Raw genomic sequence first — 8,782 nt, forward strand, 5'->3', positions numbered from 1 at the left:
CCCCGCAACCAAACACAAAGCCCGCCCGTCCCGGTGAAAACCAGGACAGGCGGGCGTTTCCTGTTTGGGCTGCGCCAAGCGCGGTCGCGTGGTACGGCGAGGCTATGCTTACCTTGCGGCGCGTTCCTTCTGATCACGAAGACTGACGAGCGTGAGCAACATCAGCCGTCCGAGCGGTGCTGCCGATGCCTATTCGTCCGAGGCCGCCCTTCGACAGGATCTCACCCGCCTCGCTCTACCGGGCACACATGCCGGCTGCCGCCTGATCATGCCCGGCAACGAGGCCGCGCTTCTGCCCGGCGAGGATACCAACTCTCGAGGACGGTCGGTCGCCGCCCAGCGCGCCACCGGCGCGGGCCGCCTCCTCGCGCGCGAGCTGCTTCCCATGATGGGTGCCCCCGCCCAGGCGGTGGCTCGATCTCCGTCCGGAGCGCCCGTCTGGCCCAGGGGCGTCACAGGCTCGATCGCGCATGACGACGAGGTGGCCGTCGCGATCGTCGGCCCGACCCGTTCTTACGTGTCGCTCGGCATCGATCTCGAACCAGCCGGACTGCTCCCGGCCGATCTGCTCATGACTGTTCTCACGCCAGGCGAGCGACGCAAGGGCAACCCGGATGATCCTCTCCACGGCCGGATCCTGTTCTCGGTGAAGGAGGCCGTCTACAAGGCCGTCCAACCGATCGACCTTGCCTTTCTCGAGTTCGAGGATGTCGAGGTCGACCTCGTGGCCGGGACCGCTGTCGTGCAGGGCCGCCGCGTTGTCCCCTTCCGGGTCTCGCGAGGGCTTCGCATCTTGACCCTCGCCTTCATCCCCGCCGAAGACTGAGGCAACGTCGTCCGGGCGGCCCGCTATCATGCCGCCTCACGCGGCCTGACGTGCGCCCTCGGCTTCGAGCGCGGCGGCGAGGCCGACATAGTCCGTCTTGCCCGTCCCGAGGACCGGGATCGCGCGACCAGCCAGGACCTCGCGCGGCAGCATGATTTCGGGCAGGCCCGCTTCGGCCGCAGCCCGGACGAGATCGGCGCGGGTCAGCGCCGGGTCCTCGCTCACCAGCACGACGGCCTCGCCCTTGCGCGGGTCGGGCCGAGAGAGCGCCGCATGGCGGTGCGCCGGGGAGGCACGCGCGGCGAGCTCCTCGACGGCGCCGAGCGAGACCATCTCGCCCGCGATCTTGGCGAAGCGCTTGGCCCGGCCCTTGATCGTGACGAAGCCGTCCGGGTCGATCGCGACGATGTCGCCCGTGTCGTACCAGCCATCCTCGACGGGTTCGAGCAGGCCGGGCGCGCTGTCCCTGAAATAGCCCAGCATCACGTTCGGGCCTTTCACGAACAGGCGACCGCCGTCCTCGATCCCGGTCACGGGTTCGAGCCGGTGCTCGATGCCCGGCATCAGGCGGCCGACGGTGCCGGCCCGGAAATGCATCGGCGTGTTGAAGGCGATCACGGGCGCGGTCTCGGTCGCCCCGTAGCCTTCCAGGATCCGCACGCCGAAGCGTTCCGACCAGATCCGCCGCGTCTCGTCCGAGACCCGTTCCGCCCCGGCACCCACGATCCGCACGGAGTGGAAGTCGTAGGGATTGGCCATGCGGGCATAGCCGCGCAGGAACGTGTCGGTCGCGAAGAACACCGTCGCGTTGGTCTGATAGATCAGCTCCGGCACGACCCGGTAATGCAGCGGCGAGGGATAGAGGAAGGTTCGAATCCCGGCCAGGATCGGCAGGAGCGTGCCGATGCCAAGGCCGAAGGAGTGGAACATCGGCAGCGCGTTGAAGACGATGTCGCGCGTGTTGAAGGCGATCCGTGCGCCGACCTGATGCCGGTTGGCGTTGAGGTTGCGGTGCGAGAGCACGACGCCCTTCGGCGACCCCTCCGAGCCCGACGTGAACAGGATGGCGGCCGGGCCGTTCGGGTTCGCGTCCGCATAGGTGAGGGAAGGCGCGTAGGACCGCGCCAGCCCGACGAGCTTGTCGAGTCGGCCGATCGTATCGCGGACATCCTCGAGATAGACGATGCGGATCGTCCGGCCGAGCTCGTCGACCACGGCCTGTAGCTTGCCCTTGTCCACGAAGCGGCGCGACGAGAGGATCGTCGTCACCCGCGCGATCCGGCAGGCGGCAGCCATCCCGGCCGCGCCGGACGAGACGTTCAGCATGGCCGGCACCCGGGCCGTTGCCTGCAGCGCGAAGAAGGTCACGACCGCGCCGACGGAATTCGGCAGGAGGATGCCGACGGCTTCTCCCTCCTGCGTCATGCGCTTGATCTTCGCGCCGAGCACGAAGGCACCCGCCACGAGCCGGCCATAGGTCAGCGGCGTGAAGTCGACATCCTCGACGATCGGATGGTTGCGGCCGTTCAGGGCGCTTGCGTCGCAGAGCGACCGGAACAGCGTCCGGTCGATTGCCGACGTCAGGAAGATCGTCTCCGACATCACGTCGTAAAGGAGCTGGCCCGCCATCTTCCGGCGGGCCCGCCCCTTGATCGCCGGATCGACGGGGAGCCGCCTGGGCGGCAGTACCGTCATCGTCACCTTCGGGGCGAGGCGTCGCGCGACCCGCCCGGACAGCCGGGTGAAGATCGTGTGCTGCACGCCGTCGAGGCGGACCGGGATCACGTCGGCGCCGGTCCGGTCGGCGACGAGGCCCGGGCCGTCATAGACCTTCATCAGCGAGCCCGTGACCGTGAGCCGCCCCTCGGGAAAGATCACGAGCGTCCGGCCCTGCTCGACCTCGCGGGCGAGCGACTTCAGGGCCATCGGGTTCGTCGGGTCGATCGGCGCGAAGTCGACGAGGGAGAGGAGCGGCCGCGTCCACCACCTCTTGGCGATGTTCGTGTCGACCGCGAAGACCGGATCTCCGGGCAGGAAGGCGGCGACGACGAGCCCGTCGAGGAAGGATTGGTGGTTCGCGACCACGATGCGGCGTTCGCCCGCCAGTGCCAGGTTCTCCGCGCCCCGGACCTCGACGTCGTAGATGAAGGACAGGACCGAGCGGACGACGGTCTTCAGCACGATGCGGGACAGGAGCCGCAGCATGATGATCGCGGCGACGAGGTTCAGGGCCGCGAGGATCAGGGCGAGCGTCGGCAAGGAGAGGCCGAGGCCGGAGGACAAGGCCGCGACGACCAGGGCGCCCGCGACCATCATGAGGGAATTCACGATGTTGTTCGCCCCGATCGTCCGGGCCTTGGCGCCCTCGGGCGCTGCATGCTGGAGGATCGCGAAGAGCGGGACCGCGTAGAAGCCGAAGGCGACCGCGATGCCGAGGAGGGTGACGGCGACGACGAGCGTGCCGGGTTCCGCGAGCACCTCGAGGAGATGGCGGCCCATGGAGGTGGGCGCGGGCAGCGCGGCCGTCGCGATCGCGAAGGCGACGAGAAGCGCCGAGATGGCCAGCGCCGCGAAGGGCACGGGACGGGGCGTGATCTCGCCCCGGAGCTGCCGGGCGCAGAGGAGCGAGCCGATGGCGATCCCGACGGAGAAGACGGCGAGGAGGAAGCTCGCCACCGCTTCGCCGCCGCCCATGAGGTCGCGCGCCAGCGGCGGCACGAAGGAGAGAAGCGTGGCCCCGACCGTCCAGAACCAGGACAGGCCCAGGATAGTCAGCCAGATCGTGCGATCGGCACGGGCGTCGCGCAGCACCGCGAGCGTCCCGGCATGCCGGGCGAGATCCGCCTCGGGCGTCGCGACCGGGGGCGCGACAGGGATCAGGCGAGAGGCGACATAGCCGAGCACGGCCATGACCATCAGGGCAACCGACACGATGGTCGGCCCCTGTTCCGTCCCGATCAGGGAGCCGCCCAGGATGCTGCCGAGCAGGATCGCCAGGAAGGTGGCGCCTTCGACCAGCGCGTTGCCGCCGACCAGTTCGTCGGGCCGGAGATGGGCCGGGAGCAACGCGTATTTGACCGGCCCGAACAGGGCCGCCTGGCAGCCGATCAGGAACAGGACCGCGAAGAGGCCGTAGAGGCTCCCGGTCGCCAGCGCCATGGCGCCGAGCGCCATGATCACGATCTCGGCGAGCTTGAGCCAGCGGGCGAGCACCGCCTTGTCCATGGTGTCGGCCAGGAGGCCGGCATAGGCGGAGAGGAAGATGGACGGGGCGACGAAGGCGGCGCCTGCGATCGCGGTGAGCGACGCCGGATCGAGGCCCGAGGACGAGCCCGCCCGGTAGGCGACGAGCAGAGCCATCGCCTGTTTGAACAGGTTGTCGTTGAAGCCGCCGAGCGCCTGCGTCCAGAAGAGCGGCGCGAAACGGCGGCTGCGAAGAAGGTGAGAGGACGTATTCTCGGCCATGCCGGCCTCCTGTCAGGGAATTCGAGGGAATGCCGCGCCCACCAGGCGGGAGCGCGGCATCGTTTCTCGAGGAACGATCTCAGATCCGGCCGGGGACGACCTCACGCAGCACCCGTTCCGTCGCGGCGTCCTCGATCTTGTTGATCAGGCGGCTCGCCTCGTGCTCGTCCCGCAAGGTCTTGGCGAGCGTGAAGGTCGCGCCGACGCAAAAGATCGCAGCCATGGAGAGGTAACCTTTGATCCAGACGTCGACCGGCGCAAAGAAGACGCCGATCGCCAGCATTCCGGCAGCAATCAAGAAGCTCACATAGGTGAAGGTTTTCCACGCAGGTGTGTGGGGCATCTGAGGTGTCATGGCTTGTTCTCCTGTGATCCGAAACGAGAGGTTAAGGTGGAGTCAGGCCGGCGCCCTGAGGCGGTCGAGCACGGCTTGCGGGTCGGTGCGGCGTTTGCCGTATCCGGCCGCGTCGAGCCGATCCTCGACCCCGGCGACGGCGTCGCGCTCCAGCGAGGCGAGCGCGTCGCAAAGGTCGTCCTCGTTGCGGTGCCGGTCGCGGAGGCGGGAGAGGGTCTCCTCGGCTTCGTTCAGCGCGCCGCTGGACAGGGTGACAACCCGGCGGCCGTTGATGCCGGCCCGGCGGATGGCTTCCGCGGCCCGCGCGGTCTGCAGGCCGCGATCGAGATCGCGCAGGCGGTCCTGCCCGTGGGCAACGAGCTGCTTCAGCCGCTCGATCTCGGCGGCGAAGCCCGACATCGCGGCCCGGCGGTCTTCGCGCTCGTCCTCGAGCGCGGCAATCAGGGCGGCGGCCTCGCGGCCGAGATCCTCGCGCCCGTCCGCTAGCGCCTTGCGGGCGCCGTCCGAGACGGTCTCGATGCGGCTTGCGATGGCGTCGAGGGCGCGAAGCTCGGCCGCGTGATAGGCCATCGCGACCGCGAGTTCCCGGCGGGCGCCGGCGAGCGCGCCGGCCGCGTCCCTTATCTGCTGGCGCAGGATCGCGACGGCGTTGGCATCGTGCATGGCCTGGGCGTTGTCCGCGATGGCTCCGCGCAGGAGAAGCTGCATGGTCCTGATCATCTTCAGTCTCCGGACGACGCCGCTCCAGGGGCGAAGCGGATTAGTTGAACGTCGTTCTAGAAATGCATATACCGGGACCCCGAAGCTGCGCAAGATATAAATGAACAACGTTCTTAAAAAAGCGCGAGGACGTCCCCGTAAGGACGGGGCGAGCCGGGACGCGGATCGCAGCACCGTGGTCGACGCCGCCCTCGCCATCCTGCGCGAGGAGGGCGCGGCGGCGCTGACGGCGCGGGCGGTCGCGGAACGGGCCGGCACGGCCGTCGGCACCGTCTACCTTCTGTTCGGGAGCCTGGAGGCGCTGAAACTTGAGGCAAACGCCGTCACCATGCGGCTGCTACGGAACCACCTGACGGATGAGTTGGCCGCCGGCCGAAGCGACGAGCCCGCCGATCGGCTGATCTGCCTCGCGGACGCCTACCTAGTCTTCGCCCGCGCCAACCACCATGCCTGGGCCGCGATCTTCGACCGCCGTACGATCGAGCCGCCGCCCGCCATCGCGGCCGACATCGCGGCCCTCTTCGCCATCATCGATGGCGTGCTCGCGGCGATCGAAGGTCTCGATCCAGATGCGATCCCGGTCGTCAGCAAGGCCCTGTGGTCGAGCGTCCACGGCATGGTTTATCTCGGCGAGCTCGGCGGCCTCGGTCCGGTCGGACGCGACGACGTGCCGGCGATGGTCGAGACGCTCGTCCGGGCCGCGGTGCGGGGGTTACGGGTGGGCTCGAACTAGGTGCTTTCAAGGTACCGTGTGCTTCAAGGCTCGCCTGAGGCGAGCACCTTAGCGGCGCCGGATCGCCCTACCGCACCGGCACCCGCCAGATCTCTTCGGCATAATCCCGGATGGTGCGGTCGGAGGAGAACCAGCCGATCCGGGCCGTGTTGGCGACGCTCTGCCGCCACCAGTCGGCGGGATCGGCCCAGAGGGTGTCGAGGCCGCGCTGGGCTTCCCAATAGCTGTCGAAATCGTCGGTCACGAAGAAGGTGTCGTGCTCCGACAGGCCCTCGACCAGCCCGGCATAGCGGGTCCTGTCGTCCGGCGAGAAGGCGCCCGCCCGCATCGCGTAGAGCACGGCGGCGAGGCGTGGCGAGTTCGCGATCGCGGTGCGGCCATGATGGGGATCGGCGCGCCGGGCTGCGACCTCGGGTGTGGTCAGGCCGAAGATCGCGATGTTGTCGCGCCCGACCCGCTCCATGATCTCCACATTGGCGCCGTCGAGCGTGCCGACCGTCAGCGCGCCGTTCAGCGCGAGCTTCATGTTTCCGGTGCCCGAAGCCTCCAGGCCGGCGGTGGAAATCTGCTCCGAGAGATCGGCGGCCGGGATGATCATCTCGGCAAGGCTGACATTGTAATTCGGCATGAAGGCGACCGCGAGCCGACCCCGCATGGCCGGGTCGTTGTTCACCTTCTGGGACAGATCGTAGGCGAACTTGATGATGAGCTTCGCCTGGATGTAGCTCGACGCCGCCTTGCCGGCGAAGATCTTGACCCGGGGCGCCCAGTTCTTCTCGGGCTCCGCCTTGATCGCCTCGTAGAGGGCGGCCGTCTCGACGAGGTTCAGGAGCTGGCGCTTGTATTCGTGGATGCGCTTGATCTGGACGTCGAACATTGCATCCGGATCGACGTCGATCGCGAGACGAGCCTTGATCTCGCGCGCGAGCGTCAGCTTGTTCTGGCGGCGGATCGCCTGGAGCCGGTCGCAGTAGCCTGCATCGCCCGCGAGCTTGTCGAAGGCGAGGAGCGCGTCCGGGTCGTCGAGGACCGAGGGACCGACGGCCTCGACCAGGAGCTGCGTCAGGCCGGGATTGGCCTGTTGCAGCCAGCGCCGGAAGGTGACGCCGTTCGTCTTGTTGACGATCCGGTCGGGGTAGAGCGCGTGCAGATCGCTGAACACGGTCTCGCGCATCAGCTCGGTATGCAGCGCCGAAACGCCGTTCACGCGCCGGGAGCCAAGGAAGGCGAGGTGGCCCATCCTGACGCGGCGGCCGCTGCCCTCGTCGATCAGGGAAATGCGCTTGATCAGGTCATCGGTGAGGGGCGCGGTCTCGCTCAGCTTCTCGAGATGCAGCCAGTTGATCAGGTAGATGATCTGCATGTGGCGCGGCAGGAGCCGCTCCATCAGGCCGGTCGGCCAGCTTTCGAGCGCCTCCGGCAGCAGCGTGTGATTCGTGTAGTTCAGCGTGCCGGTGGTGATGCGCCAGGCTTCGTCCCAGGGAAGGCGCTTCTCGTCCACCAGGAGCCGCATCAACTCCGCCACCGCGATCGCCGGATGGGTGTCGTTCAGCTGGATCGCGACCTTGCCGTCGAGATTCGACAGGTCGGGATGCCGCTCGAGATGGCGGCGGATGAGATCCTGCAGCGAGGCCGAGGTGAAGAAGAATTCCTGGCGGAGCCGCAGTTCCTGGCCGGCCGCCGTGGCGTCGCTCGGATAGAGCACGCGCGAAATCGCCTCGACCTTCGAACGCTCGGCCATGGCCCCCACGTAATCGCCGTGGTTGAAGGCCTCGAGCTTCAGCGGATCAACGGAGCGGGCCGACCAGAGCCGGAGCGTGTTCACGCGGCTGCCGCGCCAACCAACGACCGGGGTATCGTAGGCGACCGCCATCACGGTCTCGTCGTGGTGCCAGCGATGCTCGATCGAGCCGTCGGGCAACCCCGCCAGCTCGACGGTGCCGCCGAACCGGACCGGATAGGCGATGTTCGGCCGCTCGAACTCCCAGGGATTGCCGAAGGAGAGCCAATCCTCCGGGATTTCGTGCTGCCAGCCCTCGGTCAGGACCTGGCGGAACAGCCCGTAATCGTAGCGGATACCGTAACCATAGGCCGGCAGATCGAGCGAGGCCATGCTCTCCATGAAACAGGCCGCGAGGCGCCCGAGCCCGCCATTGCCGAGCGCGGCGTCGGCCTCCGCGCATCTCACCTTGTCGAAACCGACGCCGAGCCCGGCCAGGGCCTCCCGGACCTCGCCCGTGAGGTCGAGATTGGAGATCGCGTCGCCGAGCAGTCGGCCGATCAGGAATTCGAGCGAGAAATAGGCGACCTGCTTCTGGTCTGGATTCGTGCGCCGGATCGAGGCGAGCCAGATGTCGACGATCCGGTCGCGCACGGCGAGGGCGGTCGCCAGGAACCAGTCGTGGTCGCGCGCAGCCTCGACGTCGCGTCCCGCCGCGTAGCGGATCTTGCCGAGGATCGCCTCGCGCATGGTGCGGGCCCCCTCGCCGACGGCGTCGGCTGCGGGGCCGCTGCGGGCCGGGCTCCTGGGAACGGAGCCGTCAATCTGTCCAAGCATCGTAACGGGTCCGAATCTGGACGAAACGTCGCTTTTAGGCGGCCTGACCCTCGACCGCAATTTCGGCCGCTTAGAGCGGGTTCAGCTCTTTCCGATTCGAAGCGGGATTCACGGCTGGGGTTTGGC

The 8,782-nt window shown here is 68.2% G+C and carries 6 protein-coding genes; 2 read left to right on the forward strand and 4 right to left on the reverse strand.

Going from position 1 to position 8,782, the window contains the following annotated elements; genetic code table 11:
- The first annotated feature begins 151 nt into the window (after nt 1–151).
- Nucleotides 152–826, forward strand: a complete 675-nt coding sequence (locus ACFE87_RS24225) for a 4'-phosphopantetheinyl transferase (RefSeq protein WP_375462226.1) — start codon at nt 152–154, stop codon at nt 824–826.
- A 36-nt stretch (nt 827–862) separates the two neighbouring features.
- Here ACFE87_RS24225 and ACFE87_RS24230 read toward each other — a convergent pair whose 3' ends face one another.
- The 3 genes from ACFE87_RS24230 to ACFE87_RS24240 form a co-directional block, all read right to left on the reverse strand.
- The gene (locus tag ACFE87_RS24230; protein ID WP_375462227.1) at nt 863–4,291 is read right to left on the reverse strand and encodes an acyl-[ACP]--phospholipid O-acyltransferase; all 3,429 of its coding nucleotides are present in this window, start codon (nt 4,289–4,291) and stop codon (nt 863–865) included.
- A 79-nt stretch (nt 4,292–4,370) separates the two neighbouring features.
- Complete coding sequence (locus ACFE87_RS24235; RefSeq protein ID WP_375462228.1) at nt 4,371–4,646, reverse strand: YiaA/YiaB family inner membrane protein; 276 nt, start codon at nt 4,644–4,646, stop codon at nt 4,371–4,373.
- A 42-nt stretch (nt 4,647–4,688) separates the two neighbouring features.
- Entirely contained in the window at nt 4,689–5,366 is a 678-nt protein-coding gene (locus ACFE87_RS24240; protein ID WP_375462229.1) for a PspA/IM30 family protein, read from the reverse strand.
- 175 nt (nt 5,367–5,541) lie between these two features.
- Here ACFE87_RS24240 and ACFE87_RS24245 point away from each other — a divergent pair, with 175 nt between their 5' ends.
- Entirely contained in the window at nt 5,542–6,099 is a 558-nt protein-coding gene (locus ACFE87_RS24245) for a TetR/AcrR family transcriptional regulator (RefSeq protein WP_375462230.1), read from the forward strand.
- Nucleotides 6,100–6,166: 67 nt separating this feature from the next.
- Here ACFE87_RS24245 and ACFE87_RS24250 read toward each other — a convergent pair whose 3' ends face one another.
- Complete coding sequence (locus ACFE87_RS24250; protein ID WP_375462231.1) at nt 6,167–8,656, reverse strand: glycogen/starch/alpha-glucan phosphorylase; 2,490 nt, start codon at nt 8,654–8,656, stop codon at nt 6,167–6,169.
- Nucleotides 8,657–8,782 lie beyond the last annotated feature (126 nt).

Origin of the sequence: uncultured Enterovirga sp., assembly GCF_964242715.1 — a bacterium.
In the GTDB taxonomy this organism is placed as follows: domain Bacteria; phylum Pseudomonadota; class Alphaproteobacteria; order Rhizobiales; family Beijerinckiaceae; genus Enterovirga.

Coding starts and splice junctions, on each gene's coding strand:
- ACFE87_RS24250 (WP_375462231.1), bottom strand. CDS start 8,656: ATGCTTGGACAGATTGACGGCTCCGTTCCCAGGAGCCCGGCCCGCAGC.
- ACFE87_RS24240 (WP_375462229.1), bottom strand. CDS start 5,366: ATGATCAGGACCATGCAGCTTCTCCTGCGCGGAGCCATCGCGGACAAC.
- ACFE87_RS24235 (WP_375462228.1), bottom strand. CDS start 4,646: ATGACACCTCAGATGCCCCACACACCTGCGTGGAAAACCTTCACCTAT.
- ACFE87_RS24230 (WP_375462227.1), bottom strand. CDS start 4,291: ATGGCCGAGAATACGTCCTCTCACCTTCTTCGCAGCCGCCGTTTCGCG.